Annotated in this window: 12 protein-coding genes, 1 tRNA gene and 1 pseudogene; 4 read left to right on the top strand and 10 right to left on the bottom strand. The window is 73.6% G+C overall.

Features of this window, described 5'->3' with window-relative positions:
- The 3 genes and pseudogenes from AQJ91_RS16270 to AQJ91_RS53590 form a co-directional block, all read left to right on the top strand.
- Positions 1 to 248, top strand: a pseudogene (locus AQJ91_RS16270) (alpha/beta hydrolase); the annotation flags it as partial.
- Positions 249 to 378: 130 nt separating this feature from the next.
- On the top strand, positions 379 to 627 hold the full coding sequence (locus AQJ91_RS16265) for a DUF7660 family protein (RefSeq protein ID WP_079084978.1): 249 nt from the start codon (positions 379 to 381) through the stop codon (positions 625 to 627).
- Between the two features lie 73 nt (positions 628 to 700).
- Positions 701 to 766, top strand: a tRNA-Arg gene (locus AQJ91_RS53590).
- Positions 767 to 810: 44 nt separating this feature from the next.
- On the opposite strand, the gene AQJ91_RS16260 is transcribed toward AQJ91_RS53590, so the two are convergent.
- Positions 811 to 2,313, bottom strand: a complete 1,503-nt coding sequence (locus tag AQJ91_RS16260; RefSeq protein ID WP_079084976.1) for a peptide MFS transporter — start codon at positions 2,311 to 2,313, stop codon at positions 811 to 813.
- A gap of 423 nt (positions 2,314 to 2,736) precedes the next feature.
- Here AQJ91_RS16260 and AQJ91_RS16255 point away from each other — a divergent pair, with 423 nt between their 5' ends.
- Positions 2,737 to 4,659, top strand: a complete 1,923-nt coding sequence (locus tag AQJ91_RS16255; protein WP_067021598.1) for an ABC1 kinase family protein — start codon at positions 2,737 to 2,739, stop codon at positions 4,657 to 4,659.
- On the opposite strand, the gene AQJ91_RS16250 is transcribed toward AQJ91_RS16255, so the two are convergent.
- The 9 genes from AQJ91_RS16250 to asnB form a co-directional block, all read right to left on the bottom strand.
- A complete protein-coding gene (locus AQJ91_RS16250; protein WP_159054583.1) occupies positions 4,632 to 6,905 on the bottom strand; it encodes an ATP-binding cassette domain-containing protein in 2,274 nt (757 codons plus the stop codon). The genes AQJ91_RS16255 and AQJ91_RS16250 overlap by 28 nt on opposite strands.
- Before the next feature lie 286 nt (positions 6,906 to 7,191).
- The gene (locus AQJ91_RS57780; RefSeq protein WP_324618004.1) at positions 7,192 to 9,141 is read right to left on the bottom strand and encodes an ABC transporter ATP-binding protein/permease; all 1,950 of its coding nucleotides are present in this window, start codon (positions 9,139 to 9,141) and stop codon (positions 7,192 to 7,194) included.
- 29 nt (positions 9,142 to 9,170) lie between these two features.
- Positions 9,171 to 9,395, bottom strand: coding sequence for a hypothetical protein (locus AQJ91_RS55600; protein WP_159054582.1), 225 nt, complete (start codon positions 9,393 to 9,395; stop codon positions 9,171 to 9,173).
- 48 nt (positions 9,396 to 9,443) lie between these two features.
- A complete protein-coding gene (locus tag AQJ91_RS16240) occupies positions 9,444 to 10,454 on the bottom strand; it encodes a cytochrome d ubiquinol oxidase subunit II (RefSeq protein ID WP_159054581.1) in 1,011 nt (336 codons plus the stop codon).
- A 20-nt stretch (positions 10,455 to 10,474) separates the two neighbouring features.
- A complete protein-coding gene (locus AQJ91_RS16235) occupies positions 10,475 to 11,827 on the bottom strand; it encodes a cytochrome ubiquinol oxidase subunit I (protein ID WP_067021594.1) in 1,353 nt (450 codons plus the stop codon).
- Positions 11,828 to 12,071: 244 nt separating this feature from the next.
- Positions 12,072 to 13,043 (bottom strand): 2,3-diaminopropionate biosynthesis protein SbnA, encoded by a 972-nt coding sequence (gene sbnA / locus AQJ91_RS16230; RefSeq protein WP_067021592.1) that lies wholly within the window; start codon positions 13,041 to 13,043, stop codon positions 12,072 to 12,074.
- Positions 13,040 to 13,795, bottom strand: coding sequence for a GNAT family N-acetyltransferase (locus AQJ91_RS16225; RefSeq protein WP_079084971.1), 756 nt, complete (start codon positions 13,793 to 13,795; stop codon positions 13,040 to 13,042). The genes sbnA and AQJ91_RS16225 overlap by 4 nt, the downstream gene beginning before the upstream one ends.
- A gap of 23 nt (positions 13,796 to 13,818) precedes the next feature.
- Entirely contained in the window at positions 13,819 to 14,532 is a 714-nt protein-coding gene (locus AQJ91_RS16220; RefSeq protein WP_159054580.1) for a DUF6410 domain-containing protein, read from the bottom strand.
- Positions 14,533 to 15,011: 479 nt separating this feature from the next.
- Positions 15,012 to 16,865 carry an asparagine synthase (glutamine-hydrolyzing) gene (asnB, locus tag AQJ91_RS16215; protein WP_067021588.1) on the bottom strand — a complete coding sequence of 618 codons (1,854 nt, stop codon included), beginning with the start codon at positions 16,863 to 16,865 and terminating at the stop codon, positions 15,012 to 15,014.
- Positions 16,866 to 16,937: the final 72 nt, after the last annotated feature.

The raw sequence follows: 16,937 nt of genomic DNA, 5'->3' as shown, positions 1-16,937 counted from the left end.
TCCGCGCCGCGGTGCTGGGCCTGCAAGGGGCGCCCGCGCTGGCCGGGACCGCCGCGCAGATGACCGTGCCGGTGCAATTTCTGGTCCAGTGGGACGATGAGCGGATGCCCCGTGCACAGAGCCTGGCGTTGTTCGATGCCATCGGTTCAGCCGAGAAGGCACTGCACGCCCACCCCGGCAAGCACGGAGATCTGCCGCGGTTCGAGATGGACGACTCGCTGCGGTTCTTCGACCGACATCTGGGCTGATACGTCTGTAGTCCACGCCGCCGACGAGCGCCTACGCTGGATCGTCACCAGGGGGCGAACCTTGCCTGACAGAGCAATAGCTCAGCGCACTGGGCGACTCACACTGATGTGCCAAGTAGGGTCCCCAGCCATGACCACCTCTCCTGATCACGTCGACAGCAGAGAAGACCTGGCAGCCTTCGTTCGTTCCTTGCGTCGCCGTCACACCGAGGACGGAAGCTCATGGGAGAACGCGGCCCTTCCGAGCTTCCTGGAGGCCTTGGCGGCCTGGATCGACGACGCGGACGGCTGGTACAGCAACACCGCCCGGGAGTTGCCCGCCGGCGGTGACTGGACGTTCTTCGCACGAGCTCTACAAGCGGCGACTGTGTACGAGTAGTCCGAGCCGTGCCGAATGCGTGTCGAAGGCCGGTCGATAAGGCGCGCAGCACAGGAGAAGAGGCCGGTCAGAGAGGCGTGGCACTCGTGCCACCAGGCGCCTTCTAAGCGCTTGGCCGCAGGTTCGAGTCCTGCCGGGGGCGCCCACTCCCCGCCCTCCCTGTGGGAGGGCGTTTCTGCTGTGTCAGACGCCCAGGCGGCGGGTCAGGGCGCGGCGCCAGGTCAGTAGGGCCGCGCCGGTGGCGAGGGCCGCGAGGCCCAGTGCCAGGAAGTAGCCGGGGCCGGGGACGCGGTCGCCGGAGACCTTCAGGGCGTTGCCGCCGATGCCGCCGCCGAGGGCGCCGGCCAGCCAGAACAGGGCCACCATCTGGCTGATGAAGGTGGCCGGGGCGATGGCCGTGGTCGCGCTCATCCCGACCGGCGCGAAGGAGACCTCCCCGGCCGCCAGGAGCAGGAACGCCAGCAGCAGCCACAGCGGTGACACCTGTGCGCCGTCGGTCGCCCGGGTCGCCGCCCACGCCATGACGAGGTAGGCGGCGGCTGTGGCGGCCATGCCGGAGGCGTACTTGGCCGCGGTCGGCATACGGTCGCCCGCGCGCGTCCACCAGCGGGCGAGCAGCGGCGCCAGTGCCAGGACGAACAGCGGTATCGCCGCCTGGAACCAGCTGGCGGGCACGGTCCGGCCGAGGACCTCGCGGTCGGTGGCGTGTTTGGCGAACAGCGCGAACGCCGAGCCGCCCTGGAGGAACAGGGCCCAGAAGACGGCCGACGCGAGGAACAGCCAGATGTACGTACGCACCCGGACCCGTTCTACGGCGGTCAGCACCGGGTTGCGCAGCAGCCGCCAGAAGCAGATCACCGGCGCCGTCACGCACAGCAGGCCGATCAGTGCCATGAGGTGGGCGATCCGGAAGGTGCCGAGGGCGGCGTCGGTGCCGTAGACCAGGACGGTCAGGGCGGTGGCGGCGAGGGTGAGGCGCAGCACGCGGGTGCGTTCGGCGGGGGTGGCGGAGCGTTCGGGGGCCCCGCCCGTGTCGCCGAAGTGCCGGGCGCCGCGGACGTATTGGAGCAGTCCGGCTGCCATGCCGATGGCGGCGGCGCCGAAGCCGAGGTGCCAGTTGACTCCCTCGCCGAGCGCGCCCACCACGATCGGCGCGAGCAGGGCGCTGACCTGGACGCTCATGTAGAAGACGGCGAAGCCCGCGTCGCGTCCGGCGCGGTCCTCACGGTCGTAGAACGCGCTCAGCAGGTTCGCCATGTTGGGCTTGAGCAGTCCGGTGCCGCAGGCGATGAGCAGCAGGCCGGGGTAGAGGGAACCGGCCAGGGGCACCGCCATGCACAGGTGGCCGAGGGCGATCAGGATCCCGCCGTGCAGCACGGCGCGGCGGGCGCCGAGGACGCGGTCGCCGATCCAGCCGCCGGGGACGGACGCCAGGAAGACGGACGCCATGTACAGGCCGTAGAGAAGCGAGGCGTCACCGGTGGACATGCCGAGGCCGCCGCGGTCGGTGTCCTCGGTCGTGTACAGGACGAGGATCGCGGTCATGCCGTAGAAGCTGAAGCGCTCCCACACGTCGGTGCCGAAGAGGGTCGTGAACCAGCGCGGCCGGCCCAGCAGGCCGGGGTGCCGGCGATCTGCCGCGCCGGGGGCGGCTGTGGTGGCGGGCGGTTGGGTCGGGGCGGCCATGGTTCCTCCGTACGGATGTCAGACGGGCGCAGGGGGAATGTGGCCGGAGGTCTTCGACGACCGCTCGAGGACGCCTCGGGCCAGGAGCCGGACGGAAGTTCGCGCGGCGCCCGGCCGGGGGAAGTACCGGGCGCCGCGGGTGGAGGGGACGGGGCGGACCCGTCGGGGGACGTCGGCGACCTGCAGGAGTCGCGGTCGCGACGTGGCCCGGGAGTCGGTCCGGCCTCCGGGGCCCTCACCGCCCGGAGCCGTTCCCCTCACGTCCTCAGAGAACCCCGTCCCCCTCGGACTTCACTCGCGCCCGGCTCGCCCTCCGCCGGATGCGGTGGGACCGGCGGCGCTCCGGCGGGACTCCACCGGGACTCGAGGCGTTCTCGACCGTAACTCCCTTTTCTTGTAGGGAGGTTCACTACCCTGCCCTATATGTGGCTTATAGGAGTTAGTGGAGCTTTCGCCGTCATCGTTCTTCCGGCGCTGCTCGGGCGCCGGCTCCTCGGCTCGGACGCCGGCCTGCTGCGTGTGGTGATCGCCGCGGTGGTCGGCGTCTCGGTGTCCGGGACGCTGATCGGCCCTCAGCTGCAGAGTCCCGGACGCGGTCCCGTACTGCTCCCGCTGATGCTCGGGGTCGGGCTGCTGACCGCGATGGTCTGCCTCGTCGTGCTCGATGTGGTGGTGCCGGCCCGCCGGATGCGTCTGGTGGGGCGGCTCCAGGCGGCGCGGGCCCGGCTGTCCCGCGCCCGCCGCTACTCCGAGATCGTGGCCATCGTCGGACGGCACGGCCTCGGCCCGTATCTCACCGGCCGCGCCCGGAGCGGCGGCGGCACCCGGCACGAGCAGCTCGCCCAGGAACTGCGCGAGGCCCTGCAGGCGGGCGGCACCACCTTCGTGAAGCTGGGCCAGCTGATGTCCACCCGTCGCGATCTACTGCCCGAGCCGTACGTCGTCGAGCTCAGCCGGCTTCAGGACCGGGTGCCGCCCGCGCCCTGGCCGCAGGTCGAGGCCGTACTGCTGGAGAGCCTCAGCGCGCCGCCCGAGGAGGTGTTCGCCGAGTTCGACCGCGAACCGCTCGCCGCGGCCTCCGTCGCCCAGGCGCACGGCGCCGTGCTGCGCGACGGCACACGCGTCGTCGTCAAGGTGCAGCGTCCCGGCATCCGCGAGGCCGTGGACCGTGACCTGGACATCGTCGAACGGCTGGCGCGCACCCTGGAGAACCGCACCGATTGGGGCCGCGCCCTCGGCCTCACCGAGCTGGCCCGTGGTTTCGCGGTGGCCCTGCGCGAGGAACTGGACTTCCGGGTCGAGGCACGCAACCTGACCGCCGTGCGCCGGGCCGCCGAGGTGCGCCACGACGACAGCGTCACGCTCCCCCTCCTGCACGAGGAGCTGAACACCGAACGGGTCCTGGTGATGGGCCGCCTCGACGGTGTGCCGCTCGGACAGGCACGGCCGGACAGCCCCGAGCACGGCGCGAAACTGGCCCGGACGCTGCTCACCACGCTGCTCGACCAGATCATGTACGACGGTGTCTTCCACGCCGATCCGCACCCCGGGAACATCCTGCTGCTGCCCGACGGGAGCCCGGCGCTGCTCGACTTCGGCTCGGTGGGACGCCTGGACGGCGGGCTACGGGCCGCCATGATCGGGCTGTTCCTCGCCGTGGACCGCGGGGACCCGGCCGCACTGCGCGACGCCCTGCTGGAGGTGACCGACCGGCCCGAGGACGTGGACGAGCAGCGGCTGCAGCGGGCGCTCGGCCAGTTCAGCGGCCGTCACCTCGGGCGTGGTTCGGCTCCCGACGTGCAGATGTTCACCGACCTGTTCCGGCTGGTGGCCGACTTCCGGCTGGCCGTTCCGCCGGAGATCGCGGCGGTGTTCCGGGCCCTGGCCACCCTGGAGGGCACGCTGGGCCGGGTGTCGGCCGGGTTCGACATCCTCGCCGCATCCCGGACGTACGCGTCGGCCCGGTTCACACGGCAGCTGGAGCCCGAGACGGTACGGGACGCCGCGCGCGACGAGGTCCTCACCCTACTGCCGGTGTTGCGCCGGCTGCCCCGGCGCCTCGACCGGATCAGCGGGGCGCTGGAGGAGGGCCGGCTCGGTGTGAACGTACGGCTCCTCGCCGACCCGCGCGACCGCCGCGTGATCGGCGACCTGCTCAGCCGGGTCCTGCTGGCCGGCCTGGGGATCTTCTTCGGGGTGCTGGGCGTGCAGTTGCTCGGGCTCGAGGGCGGGCCGGAGGTCACGGAGGGGCTGACTCTGTACGGGGTGTTCGGGTACCACCTGTTGGTGTTGTCGGCGGCGGTGGTGCTGCGGACGGTCTATGTGCTGACGAGGCCGTTGCCCTGAGGGGTGGGGTGGGTGGAGCGACATGGGCCGTGCCGTTCCGCTCCCGCTCCCGTGCCTGTGCCTGTGCCCGTCAGGACGTCCCTCGGGGTGCCGCGTCGGACGATCCGGCCGCCGTCCATCACCAGCACCTCGTCCACGGCCTCGAGGCCCTCGGTGCGATGGGTGACGAGGATCAGGGAACTGCCCCGGGTGGAGGCGAGTACGTCGGCCAGCACCGCGTCGGCGGTCCCCGGGTCCAGGCCCTCGGTCGGCTCGTCGAGCAGCAGCAGGGGCGGCGCGGCCAGCAGCGCGCGGGCGAGGACCAGCCGTCGGCGCTGCCCGCCGGACAGCCGGCCGCCGTCGGATCCGACGACGGTGTCGAGCCGGGCGGGAAGCGAGAGCACCCAGTCCAGCAGACCGGCGCAGCGCAGCGCGTCGTGCAGTGGGGCGTCGGCGGCGCCGGGGCGGGCGGGCAGCAGGTTGTTCCGTACGGAGGTGTGGAAGACGTGCGCGTCCTGGAGGGCGCCGCTGACCGTCCGCCGCAGGGCCGCCTCGGGGATCCGCGCCAGGTCCTCGCCGCCCAGCAGGATCTCGCCCCTGTCCGGCGGCACGAACCGGGCGATGGCCGCGAGCAGCGTCGACTTTCCCGCGCCGCTCGGCCCTACGACGGCCACACGTCGTCCTGGAGGCAGCTCCAGGTCCACTCCGCGCAGCGCGAAGGGGGCGTTGGGGTGGTGGCGTACGTGTAGGTCGTGGAGGGAGAGGTGGGTGGTGGGGGGTGCGGTCTTGGGGGCGGTGGGGGGTGGTGCTGCGGGGAGTGCCGGTGCGGTGGGGGGTGGCAGGGTGGTGGAGGCCAGGCTGGTGAGCTGTGCGGGGATGGTGGAAGTGGTGGCGTTGGGGGGATTGCCGGTGATCGGGGTTGCTGGGGCGGGCGACGGCGTCGTGGCTCGGGCGCCGGTGGGGAGACTGCGCGGGCCCACGGCTGTCTGGGCCACCGGCCTCGCGTCGCTGGGGACCGGCCCCGCGCTCACGGGCCCCGGGGCGGACGACGGCACCTGGGGGCCGGTGCCGGTGGGGAGCGCTGCCTGGACCACGGGGCTCGCGTCGCCCGGGACCGGCCCCGCGCTCACAGGCCCCGAGGCGGACGACGGCACCTCGGTGCCGGTGCCGGTGCCGGTGCCGGTGCCGGTGGGGAGCCTGCGCCGGACTGGGGGCGCCTGACCGGGCAGCATCGCCGCGGCGCCATCGGTCGGCCTCCCCACCCTCGCCGTCGCCGACTCGGCAGGACTTGCGCCGTCAGGGAACGGCCCTGTGCTCGCGGTCGTCTCCCTGGGGGCGTGCAGCAGTGCGGCCACACGGTGGGCACTCGCGGGCAGGGCCGTGAGGTGTTGGGCTGCCGTCGGCAGTGGGGCCAGGACCTCGAACGAGGCCACGGCCAGCAGGGGCAGGACCACCGGCCAGACGCCGGGGGCGGTGTGTGCGCAGACGACCGCGATCGTCACGGCCGTCGCGCCCTGCACCACGGTCAGGGCCGCCGCGGAGAGCGCCGACAGCAGGGCCCCGCTGCGGTCGTGGGCGCGCAGTCGGCGGGCCGTGCCGACGGCCCTCTCGGTCTCGCGCTCCGCCGCGCCGAACACCCGCAGATCCGCCGCGCCGTCGAGCAGGTCGACGGTGCGTACGGCGAGTTCCGCGCGCAGGGTGGCACCGCGCCGTGCCGCCCGGGCCGACGCGGCAGCCGTCAGTGCGGGCAGCAGCAGTCCTCCGACCGTCAGGCCGACGGCCAGGACGAGCGCGGCCGCCGGGGAGACCAGCGCCGCGCAGACGACCGCCGCCGCAGACACCGCGAGCGCGGACAGCGCCGGCAGCGCCACCCGCAGCAGCGCGTCCTGGACCAGGTCGACGTCGGCCACCAGCCGGGAGGCGGTGTCCGCGTCCCGGACCGTGCGGGCGTCCTCGTGGGCCGGGCGGCGAGCCAGCGCGCCGAAGACCTGGCTGCGCAGCCGCGCCACCGCACGCAGCGCCGCGTCATGGCCGGCCAGCCGTTCCCCGTACCGGAAGAGGCCGCGGGTCACGGCCAGCGCCCGCACCGCGACGATGGCCACGGACAGCGCGCCCATCGGGGGCTGTTGCGCGGCGCGGGCGATGAGCCAGGCGGCGAGGGTCATCAGCGCCACGCCGGCCAGGTCGGCGGCGAGCGCCAGGCAGGCGGCGGGCAGCAGCCGGCGCAGCGGGCCTGCGGTACGCAGCACGGAGAACAACGCCCTCATCGGGACACCTCGCATTCGTGCGGGATCGCTCTGCATGCGTGGGGCGGGCGGTCGACGCCGGGCTCTGACGCCATGGGGGCACGTTGCCTTTCGCTCACCGTTCCCTTGCATCCGCCGAGCCGACGGTCAGCGCCGGACCCAGCCGTCACCGGCCCGCCTCGCACTTCACGCGCTGTCCCGTCACATCCGCCGAGCCGACGACCAGGGCCGTACTCGAACAACACCGGACCACCCCGCACTTGACGCGCCGTTCCCGCGACGCGACGGTCCGCGCCGGGCCTGGAGCTCACCGGGCCGCCTCCCCTTCGCGCACCGTCCCGTCGCACACCTCGAGCCGGCGGTCCGCGCCCTGCCGGAGGCGTTCGCGGTGCGCGACCACCAGGACCGTCCGGCCGGTCATCAGCCGTTCGCTCGCTGTCAGTACCGCCATCTCGCTGTCGGCGTCGAGCCCTGCCGTGGGTTCGTCGAGGAGGACGAGGGGCGCGTCGCGCAGGAAGGCTCGGGCGAGGGCGATGCGTTGACGCTGGCCGGCGGAGAGTCCGGTACCGCGGGCGCCGAGGCGGGTCGCGTAGCCGTCGGGCAGCGCGGTGACGAAGTCGTGGGCCGCGGCCGCACGCGCGGCGCGCACGACCTCCTCGTCGGTGGCGCCGGGTTCGCCCAGCCGGATGTTGTCGGCGACGCTGCGGTCGAAGAGGTACGGCCGCTGCGGCACCCAGCCGAGGTGCCGCCGCCATGTGTCCGGGTCGAGCGAGCCGAGGTCCCGCCCGCCTACGAGGATCCGCCCCTCGTCGGGCCGGACGAGACCGAGCAGCAGGGCGAGCAGCGTGGACTTCCCCGCGCCGCTGGGGCCGGTCAGTGCGACCCGCTCCCCCGGTTCGACGGTGAATGACGCTCCGCAGAGGACGGGGCGGGGGCGCCCGGGGAGCCGTACGGTGACGTCCTCGAAGCGGATGCGGAGGGGGTGACCGGGGGTGCCGCCGGTGTCGTCCTGGTGACGCGGGGTCGGACCGGGTCCCCCGGGAGCGGGCGGCGGCGCGTCGGGACGAGCCACCGTCCCGGGCCCGGTGGCGATCCCGGGGCCAGTCACCATCCCGGGGCAGGTCGCCACGCCAGGGCCAGCGGCCACGCCGGGCGCAATGGCCGGCCCGGAACACGTCGCCGGCCCGGAACCGGCCGCCGCCTCAGGACGATCCGCCACCCCAGGACACGCCGCCACCCCAGGACACGCCGCCACCCCAGGACCAGCCGCCACCCCAGGACACGCCGCCACCCCAGGACACGCCGCCACCCCAGGACGCACCGCCACCCCAGGACGCACCGCCACCCCCGAACGATCCGCCACCCCAGCCCCAACATCCCCGTCCAGCAGCGTCAACGCCTCCCGAGCCGTCGCCACCCCCTCCGTCCCGGCGTGAAAGCGGCTGCCCAGCGCACGCAGCGGCAGATACGCCTCCGGCGCGAGCAGCAGTACCGTCAGCGCGGTGGTCAGGTCGAGGGAGCCGCCGAGCAGACGCAGGCCGACGGGGACGGCGACGAGGGCGATGGACAGGGTGGCCACGGTGTCCAGCACCAGGGTGGACAGGAAGGTGATGCGCAGGGTGCGCATGGTGGCCCTGCGGTGCGCGTCCGCGACGTCCGCGACGATCTTCTCCTGGGCCTCGGCACGGCCGAAGGTGCGCAGGGTCGGCAGGCCGCGCAGGGCGTCGAGGAAGTGGCCGCCGAGGCCGGCGAGGGCCGCCCACTGGCGGGCCGTGGCGTCCCGTGTGTGCAGTCCGACCAGCGCGCCGAAGACGGGCACGAGCGGCAGGGTCACCAGCAGGATGACCGCGCTGAGCGGGTCGTGGGCCAGCATCGCGGCGAGCACCGCGGGCGGCACGATCCCAGCGACGAGCAGCTGTGGCAGGTAGCCGACGAGGTAGGGGTCGAGGGCGTCCAGGCCCCGGGTGAGCAGGGTACTGACCTCTCCTGCGCGGCGGTCCTCGGCGTCGTACGCGGTGCGGTGGGCGGCGGAGCCGAGCAGCCGGGTCCGCAGCTCGAGCTTGGTCTCGGCCGCGGCCCGCTGCGCGGCGGTCGCCTGCACCCAGCCGGCGATCCCCCGCATACCGACGGCCACGGCGACCCACGCCACGGCGGTGCCGGTCGGCCCGTGCCCGGAGAAGGCCTCCCCGAGCAACCGGGCCAGCGCCAGGGCCTGCCCGACGGTGCCGGCCGCGCCGATCAGAACACCGGCCGACACCAGTAGCCCCGCGGCGCGGATACGCGGAGTCAGCGCCAGCAGCCGACGCCGTACGGCCCGGTCCCCGAGCCGCCCGTCCGCCCCACGCCGCCCGGCGCCACCACCACTCCGCCGCCCGTCCGCCTCCCGCCCCCCGGCTCCACCCACCGCACCTCGCCGACCGCCCGCTTCCCGATGCCCAGCCCCGGCGCCCACACCCCGCCGGCCACCCACGGCGGGGCGCGCAGCCCCGTCTGTCTCGTCGCGTCGGTCACGGGCACCCCGCTCACCAGCCCCGGCCACAACAGCCCGCCACCCCTCCATCAGAAGTACGCCGGCGACCGCTCGTCCGCCTTCGCGCGGAAGGCCCACCACTGCATCGCCTGGAAGGCCAGCAGCACCGGGAGGACCAGCAGCACCACGGGGCCTACGACACTCAGGGTCGACGGGTCGGCGGCGGCCTCGGAGACGGAGATGTGCTCTCGGGGGCCCACGCTGCTGACCACCGTCTGGGGGAAGTGGGCCGCGCCGATCAGCAGGACCGGTGCCAGGGCGGCGAAGCCGGAGACCGCAGGGGCCCGCCAGCCGGACGTGGTCGTCAGGCGGGGGGCCAGCAGCAGGGCCGCCGCCGCGGTCAGGAAGAGAAGGGCGGTGGGCAGGGGGTTGAGCAGGCCGTCGCGTGCCGTGCCGTCGGCGATCGCCGCCAGCGCCGTGACGGCGGCGAGGCCGGCCGCCACCGGTGCCAGTCGGCGGGACAGCTCCGCGGCCCGTACGGCGACGCCCCCTTCCGTGCGCACCGCGAGGAACACCAGCGCGTGCAGGGCGAACACGGCGACCGCCGTCAGCGCGGACAGCACCGGTACCGGACGCAGCAACACGCCCGCGTCGACGTCGAGATGACCGCCCTTGACCGGCACCGCGCCGATCAGCGCGCCGCCCAGGGCGCCCCACATCAGCGCGAGCACCAGACAGGCGCACTGGACCACGGCGTCCCAGCGGCGCCGCCAGCGCGCGCCGGGCACCCGGCGACGGAACTGCATCGCGGCCTCCCGCACCAGCAGCGCCCCGACGGCGAACACGATCAGCGGGTACATCCCGCTGATGACGCTGGACTCCAGGCCGGGGAAGCCGCCCAGGGTGATGCCGGCCGCGGCGACCAGCCAGACCTCGTTGCCGAGGAAGAACGGCCCGGTGGCCGCGGCGACGGTGTGCCGCTCGGCGTCGTCGCGAGCCAGCCACCGGCCGATGATCCCGGTGCCGAGGGTGATGCCGTCCAGAGCGAGGTAGCCCGCCAGGAACAGCCCGAGCAGCGCGTACCAGATGTTGTGCCACACGATGAACTCCCGGTGCGCCGTCAGAAGGTGGGGGCGGAGGACGAGGACGAGGGGGTGGAGGAGGCGGAGGCGGAGGCTGAGGTCTGGTGCGGGAGACTTGCCGCGACGCCGTCCTCCCCTGTGTCCGGGCCGGATGTGTCCTGCGCGCCCTCACCCGGCATACGGCCCAGCTGCGCCGCGTCGGGGCCGCGCCGCGCGAACCGGAACAGCAGCGCCCAGTCCACGACGAGCAGCGTGGCGACGAGGGTGCCGAAGACGAGCAGCGAGGTCAGTACCGTGCCGTAGGAGAGGCCCGGGGTGATCGCGTCCTCGGTCTTCAGTACGCCGTAGACCGCCCACGGCTGGCGGCCCACCTCGCGGAAGACCCAGCCGGAGATGTTCGAGACGTACGGCAGGACCAGGGTGGCGGTGAGCAGCCACAGCAGGACCCTGCGGCGGATCAGGTTGCGCTTGATCATGAAGAGCACGCAGAGCACCGCGATCAGCATCATGAACAGCGCCGGGATGATCATGACGAACTCGGCGGTCTGGCTGAACCCGGGCGGGAAGTAGTTCCCGGGGCCGAACTTCTGGGTGAAGGTCTCCACCATCGCCTGCGCCCGGTCCGACCGCTCGCCGTACTTGGTGGGGGTCTGCTTCACGGAGTAGCCGATCTGCGTGCCGCCCAGCGCGGCCGTCAGCAGGACGAACACCGGGGTGAGCGGCAGGGCCAGCTTCATCGAGGACCAGAAGAACTCCTCGTGGCCGGTGCGTCGGCGCAGGTGCCAGGCGCTGACGGCGATGACGAAGAAGGACCCGGTGACGACCGAGCCGGCCAGGATGTGCGCGGCCGCGGACAGGGCGTTGGTGTTGGTGAGCAGGGCCGTGAAGTCGGTGAGGACGGCCTTTCCGTCCTTCATCTCGTAGCCCACGGGGTGGTTCAGGAAGCCGTTGGCGGTGAGGACGAAGAAGACCGAGGAGTACGCGGTGAGCGCCACCAGCCACAGGATCACGGTGTGCAGCACCCGGCCCATGCGGTTCCAGCCGAAGATCCACAGGCCGAGCAGGGTGGACTCCGCGAAGAACGCGACGAGTGTCTCGATGGCCAGCGGGGCACCGAAGACGTTGCCGGTGAAGTGCGTCAGCCCGCTCCAGACGAGGCCGAACTGGAACTCCATCACGATGCCCGTGCCGATGCCCAGGGCGTAGTTGATGACGTAGAGCTGGCCCCAGAAGCGGGTCTGCCGGCGGTGGGTCTCCTTGCCGGTGACGGCCCAGCGGGTCTGCATCACCACCAGGTAGGTGACCAGCCCGAGCGTCAGGGCGACGAACAGGTAGTGGGCGATGGCGGTGATGGCGAACTGGAGCCGTGCGAGTACGAGCACGTCGTCCACGATGGTTCCCCTCGGTCGGCTGGACAGCCGTGTGTCTTGTGATGGCTTGCGGTCGTTTGCGGGTGGATGGACGGCCTTTCCACTCCAGCCGAGAGCGGTCGAGGGCCGCTCGGGCGGCGGTGGAGGCTCGCTTGAGCCCGGACCCGGAGCCCGCCGGTGGCCTGTGCCCTGTGAGGGGGCTCGCCCGGCGGGGCGCGGCCGTCCCTGGTGCCGGGGACGGCCGCGGCCCGTGCCGGGTGGTCGTTCAGGGGTGGCTGGAGTAGGCGAGTTCGCCGTGTTCGATGGCCATCTCGTCGGTGTAGACGAGGTCGAGGTAGCGTTCGCCCCGGTCCGCCAGCAGGGTCAGGACGCGGCTGGGGCGCGGGAGTTGGGGCAGGATCTCCTCCACGGCGGCCACCACCGAGCCGGAGGAGCCGCCGGCGAAGATCGCCTCCTGGCGCAGCAGCCGGTGGCAGCCGCGGATGGCGGCGGCGTCGTCGATGTGCACCACGCGGTCGATCTCGGCGGGGGTGAACAGCTCCGGCACCCGGCTGGAGCCGACGCCGGGCAGCATCCGCGGGCCCGGCGGGGTACCGAAGATGACCGAGCCGACGGCGTCCACGGCCACCACGTGCAGTGCGGGCCACACACGGCGCAGTCCGCGGGCGAGTCCGTGCAGGGTGCCGGTGGTGCTGACGGCGGCCACCAGGACGTCGACGGGCCGCTCGGGGCAGTCGTCGATGACCTCGCGGGCGGTGGTGACCGCGTGGGTCTCCCAGTTGAGGTGGTTGGCGTACTGGTTGATCCACACCGCGTCCGGGTCCTCGGCCAGCAGGTCCTGCACGCGGGCCAGCCGGGTGTGCAGATAGCCGCCGGCGGAGTCGGGGTCGCGGACCATCTCGATGCCGGCGCCGAACTGGCGGAGGATCCGGAGGTTGGTGCGGGAGGCGTTGGGGTCGACGACGGCGGTGAAGCGCAGGCCGTAGCGGACCGCGACCATGGCGAGCGCCACGCCGAAGTTCCCCGAGGTGCTCTCGACGATGTGGGTGCCGGGACGGATCATGCCGTCGCTGATGCCGCGCTCCACGATGTAGCGCGCGGAGCGGTCCTTGACGCTGCCGCCCGGGTTGAGCATCTCGAGCTTGGCGAGGACCTCGATGCCCGGCTGAGGGAAGAGTCGGCCGAGCCGGACCAGCGGGGTACCGCCGACACAGTCGGTGATGGAGTCGTGGATCACGCCGGCTCCTGTCGTGCGGAGGGGGTGTCGTGCGGACGGCTGCCGAACAGGGCGCGGCAGGCGTCGAGTCCGTGGATCTCGGCGGTGGCCTCGGCGGCGGGGCTCAGTTCCCACTGGGCGCGGGTCATGCGCCAGCGGGTGAGCACCGTCGGCTCGCCCTGCCGGTCGTGCACCTCGATGCCGTCCGGCTGGTAGCCGAGCTTCTTGTTGACGGCGAGGGCGGCGGCGCCGTCCTCGAACACGGCGGAGGTGGCGTACCGGGCGCCCAGCCCCGCGAAGGCGAGGCGGAGGGCGGCGGTGCGCATCTCGGTGCCGATGCCCCGGCCCTGGTGGCCGCGGGCCAGCCAGCTCTCGGTGGCGACCTCGCCCCGTTTGGGGAACTCCCTCGCCTGCAGGCCCTGGACGCCGACGGGGCGGCCGTCCAGGAAGACGGCGAGGCCGAGGTTCCAGTAGCCGGGGCGGCTCAGGGCGAGCCCCTTCCACAGGTACTGGAGGACCCGGCCCGCCACCACCTGCGGCAGCGCGTTGCTCCAGCCGCCCTGGAAGGGGGCGGCGCCGGGCGCGTGGATGCCCTGGTCGGCGACGAGTTCCGCCAGGGCGCGCAGGTCGTTCTCGTCGGGGACGCGCAGCTCCAGCCGGGGGGTGGTCAGGCGGAGCCGGAACTGCGGCGCCCAGATCGCGAGCGCGGCGCGGTGGCCGCCGGAGGCGGCCGTCGGCGTGCCCGGTGTGCTGTCAGCGATGTTCTCTGCCATGGGGGAATGCTCCGCAGACGGTCTCAATGGGCGGTGGAAGACGTCTCGACGCGTGGACGGGCCGGAGCGGCCGCGAGCCGTACGGCTCCGACGGCCAGGCCGGTCAGGATGATGGCCGGCCACAGCACGTCGGGCAGGGCGCCGACGGTCGCGCCGAGGCCGAGCAGCAGGAACGCCGCGGCGCGCAGCCGGCGTAGCCGGGCCGGTCCGGGTGCCGGTACGGCGAGCAGGGCGGCGGCGGCCAGCAGTGCGCCGGCGGCCACCGGGTCGAGGACGGTCAGCGCGTCGACGGCTTCGCCGAATCCGCCGCGTACGGCGGCGAGCGGCGGCACCACCCAGAACCAGGCGAGGCCGGCCACGGCGAGCACACCGGCGATCCGCTCGGGAGCGCGGTGCCGTCGCCGTCGGATGCCCCGCTCGGCGAGGTCGACGGCGTTGAACGGGCCGTACAGCACCGGCCGTCGGCCGAGCAGCAGCGCGGGCAGGGCGGCCAGCTCCAGGCCGCCGTACCCGCTGAGCCCGGCGGCCAGCACGGAGAACTCCACGTAGAGCGCGACGCCCAGCGCCGCCCCGTCGGGCAGCACGCCGATCGGATAGAGCAGCATCGGCAACAGCAGCAGCGCCCCACCGGGCCACCCGGACAGCCCTCGCCCGGCACCCCGACCGAGCACCGGCCGAAGCACCGCGACCACCGCGGTATACGCAACGACCAGCCCAAGCCCCGTACCACCGGCCACGAGCAGCTCACCGCCACCACGCTCAGGAACCTTGGCGGCGAAGATATGCGCCAGCGCGGCGCCCCCCGCGGCAACACGTACAACCCGCCCACCGACCCCGGCGTCCCTCCCGAGGACACCCGCGCGCCCCCTGCCGGGGACACGGGCACCCCGCACGGCCCGGCTCTCACCAGGCCCGTCGGCCGTCCCCACAACTCCCGCCGGGCTCCGGCCGGGTGCACCCGCCGCGCCGGCAACTCCCGCCCGACCCTGGCCGGACGAGCCTTCGGCCTTCGCGGCTCCGGCCCAACCCTCGCCGGGCGCATCAGCCACACTCGCGACACCCGCCAGACCCGTGCCCGACGTGTCAGCGCTCGCAACTCCCGCCGGGCTCCGGCCGGGTGCACCCGCCCCGCCCTCGGCTCCCGCCCGGCCCTCGCCGGACGCGGTCGTCGAGGTCGCGGCCTCCGTCCCGGGCTCGCGGGACGCGCTCGGCCGCCTCACAGTTCCACCCGAACGCCATAGCCCCGCAGCCAGTCGTTCAGGCCGAGGAGCATTTCCACGTTGGCTCGGGCCACCCAGGCTCGCATGCCGCTGTCCAGGACCGACGGGTCGTCGATGAGGGACTGGATGCCGGACGTGTCGGCGAGGGGGGCGGCGGGGGCCGTGGGGTCGGCGAGGAGGGTGGCCATGCGTTCGCACAGGGCGCGGCCGTAGGCCGGGTCCTGGGTGACGGGGTAGGGGCTCTTGGCTCGGTTGACGACGTCGTCGGGGAGCAGGTCGGCGACGGCGGCGCGGAGCAGGGACTTCTCGCGGCCGTCGAAGCTCTTGAGCGACCAGGGGACGTTGTAGGCGTAGTTGACGAGGCGCCAGTCGCAGAACGGCATACGGGTGCCGAGGCCGACCGCGGAGCCGAGCGACTCGTCGTGGCTGAGCAGGGTCTCCAGCCAGCGGGTGAGGTGGAAGTAGGTGATCTCCCGCATGCGCAGGGTCTGTCCGCTCTCCCCGGCCAGCCGCGGCACCTGCGCCATGCTGGTCGTGTACGCGTCGGCGCAGTAGCCGTTGAGGTCGAGCTTGCCGAGCAGGTCGGGGGCGAGCAGGTCGCCGCCGAGGCCGTGCCTGCCGCCGCCGAAGCGGGCCATGGCGACCCAGGGCAGGGTCGGGGCCTCGACGAGTTCCTTGTTGTGCACCCAGGCGAAGCCGCCGAAGACCGCGTCCGCGATCTCGCCGAGCAGCACCGAGCCGACGTGCTCGCGCACCGCCCGGCACAGCAGGTACAGCGAGGTGTTCATGTTGCCGAGCGGACTGGGCACGTCCTTGGCGCGCAGCACCGCGGACCGCACCGCCGGGTCGATGATGTCGGAGGTGTCCAGCACCAGGTCGGTGTGCTCGGTGCCGAGATGCCTGACGACGGACTGTACGAACGGGGCGTCGGGGCTGCCCCAGATCTCGTCCTGCTTGAACTCCTCCGCCGCGCCGAAGGAGACCGTGAAGGTGCGCACCGTCTCACCGCCGCCGCGCTCGGCCAGCGCCTGGTGGGCCAGTGCCGTGACCGCGCTGGAGTCGATACCGCCGGACAGCAGGATGCCGGGGACGGCACCGGTGCCCAGGGTGCGGCGCACGGACGCGCCCAGCAGTTCGCGGATCCGGGCGATGGTCTCGGCCTGGTCGTCTGTGTGCTCCTCGGCGGTCAGCTCCCAGTAGCGGTACGTCTTCCGGCCCTCGCGCGTGAAGCGGAGCACGTGGCCGGGCGGCACCTGGTGGAAGCCCTTGAGGATGCCGTGCCCCGCGGTGCCGGCGTAGGAGAACAGCTCGCGAAGACCGTCGGCGTCGATGACCGGCTCGACGGCCGGGTGGGCGAGGACCGCCTTGCGTTCGGAGCCGAACAGCACGCCCGAGGGCAGCGGGTAGTAGTAGAGCGGCTGGTTGCCGAGCCGGTCGCGGGCCAGCACCAGCTCGCGGTCGCGCTCCGACCAGACGGCGACGGCGAAGGCCCCGTCGAGGTGCTCGGCGAACCGCTCGCCCCAGCGCAGCCAGGCGCGTCCGGCGAGTTCGGCCTGGGTGGCGGGACCGGTGATGCCGAGTTCGCCGCGCAGTACGTCGGTGTCGTACAGCACGCCGGTGACGGCGGCGGCGAGGACCGTGCGCCCGTCCTCCTGGAGTACCCACGGCTGCCGCGGGGCGCCGGTGCCGTCCGCGTCGGACCAGCGGGCGCCGACGGCGGCGTTCTCGGCGAGCCACAGCCGCTCGCCGTCGGGGCCGCGCTGGGCCAGGGCGGCGATCATGGCGAGCAGTGTGGGCCGCTCGCGCCGCAGATCCCTCTCGTGGTCGATCCATCCTGCGATTCCGGACACGGTGTGGGGCTCCTTCCGATGGTGGAGCCCCAGGCTGGCCGGGCGACCTCAAGTTTCCCTGGACGGCCTCTC

The sequence above is a fragment of the Streptomyces dysideae genome (assembly GCF_001514305.1).
Classification (GTDB): Bacteria; Actinomycetota; Actinomycetes; order Streptomycetales; family Streptomycetaceae; genus Streptomyces; species Streptomyces dysideae.
The sequence above is the reverse complement of the archived record's forward strand: the minus strand, read 5'-3'. Positions and strand labels throughout refer to the sequence as shown.